Genomic DNA, 1577 nt, shown 5'->3' with positions numbered 1-1577 from the left:
GGTTGATTTCCGATCTCAGCCGAACACATTGAGCAAATAGGCCATTCCCGCACCTAGCCGAACGCCCCCGCGGCCCCTCCCGGGGTCCGGGGGCGCCGTTTTCCCAGTTGAAGGAACGGTGGAGATGTGTTTCGATGGGTCCGGTGGCCATGCTCCGCCCGCCGCCCGGCGCCTCTTCCCAGACTCAGCCGGACGGTCGGTTCCGTCTATTCCGTTTTCCCTTAGGCTAGGACAGCGGGGCATCGCCCCTTTCCTCGCGCGCCCGCGCGATGAGCCCCGGCGTCAGGTCGAGCTCGTCGATGGGCACGTCCTCGATGCCGTACGCCTCCAGCAGCGCCGCCGCGTCGTCGCCGAGCATCGCCCGGAAGGCGCGGGCGGGCGACGCGAAGCCGAGCGCGCCGCGGGGCTCGGAGTTCACGTGCGACATCGCCAGCGACAGGTCCGCCGGGGCCAGCCGGTCGAACCTGAGGCCGCGGCCCTTGGGCAGCAGCTTCCTGATCTCGACGTGGTTGCGCTCGCAGGCGCCCTTCTGGTCGCTGCGCCGGGGGTCGCAGTAGAACAGCCTCGTCTCGCCCCGCCCCTCGCCGAGCAGCGCCGCGATCGCGTCCTCGTCGGAGAACTCGGGGCCGTTGTCGGTGAGCACGGCGCGGAACACGCGGCGCGTCCCGTCGGCGCCGAGGACCGCCCGGACGCCCTCCAGGGCGCCCGCGACGCACCCGGCGGTCTTCTCCTCCAGCGGCAGCGCGAGCTGGAGCCTGCTGGGGCGGTGCAGCAGCGTGAGCAGGCAGGCGCTGTCCTCCCGGGCCCCCTCGACGGTGTCCATCTCCCAGGCCGCGGCGCACGCGTCCTCCCCGAGGGCGAGGAACGCGGCATGTGACCTGCGGGCGGAGTGGCGGGTCGCCGCCCGGCGCGCGGCGCGCCTCCTCGGCCTGTAGCCGACCTTGCGCCTGAGCTCCATGTTGGTCATGCCGTCGTAGCCCGCCGAGACCCAGCGGTAGATGGTCGACGGCGACAGGTCCACCGGGCCGCCGTTGCGCGCCGCCATCTGCTCGGGCGACAGCCCCCGGCGCAGGCAGTCCCTTATCGCCTCCAGCCTGGCCGCCGCGGCGGGCTCGTCGGCGTCTATCCCGCGCCTGGACGAGACGAGGACCGAGTCGGCGCACAGCTGCGCGGCCCGGGCCTCGTAGAAGACGTGCGGGCGGCGCTTGCAGCCGATCGCGCGGTACCGCCCGCACCCGTTGCAGCAGCGCGGCCACGCGGCCAGGCGCGGGCAGGCCGCCGACAGGTCGGCGGAGGCGTCCACGCGCTCGCCGCGCCTGGCCTTCGGCGCCGTCACGAACCTGTGCGACGCCACCTCGGCGCTCACCGTCGAGGGCGACCTGCCCAGCTCCCTCGCGATCTCCCTGCACGAGGCCCCGCGCTCCAGCATCCTCTGGACCGTGTCCCGCTCGTGCCTCGTGAGCCTTCCGTAGGCCCTCGGGACCGCCCTTGCGGAGCCCCTTTTCTTCTTTCCGGACATGCCGTCCTCCGATCTCCCGGGGCCGGCCGATCCGGCCCTCAGGGTATCGGGTTCCCAC

General features: G+C 73.2%; 1 protein-coding gene. It reads right to left on the bottom strand.

The genetic code is table 11. The features are described 5' to 3' along the window. Window positions 1-226: 226 nt before the first annotated feature. The gene (locus AB5164_RS10140) at window positions 227-1519 is read right to left on the bottom strand and encodes an IS30 family transposase (RefSeq protein WP_368148084.1); all 1293 of its coding nucleotides are present in this window, start codon (window positions 1517-1519) and stop codon (window positions 227-229) included. Between the last annotated feature and the right edge of the window lie 58 nt (window positions 1520-1577).

The organism is Collinsella aerofaciens (assembly GCF_040915425.1).
GTDB lineage: Bacteria > Actinomycetota > Coriobacteriia > Coriobacteriales > Coriobacteriaceae > Collinsella > Collinsella aerofaciens_BW.
The sequence above is the reverse complement of the archived record's forward strand: the minus strand, read 5'-3'. Positions and strand labels throughout refer to the sequence as shown.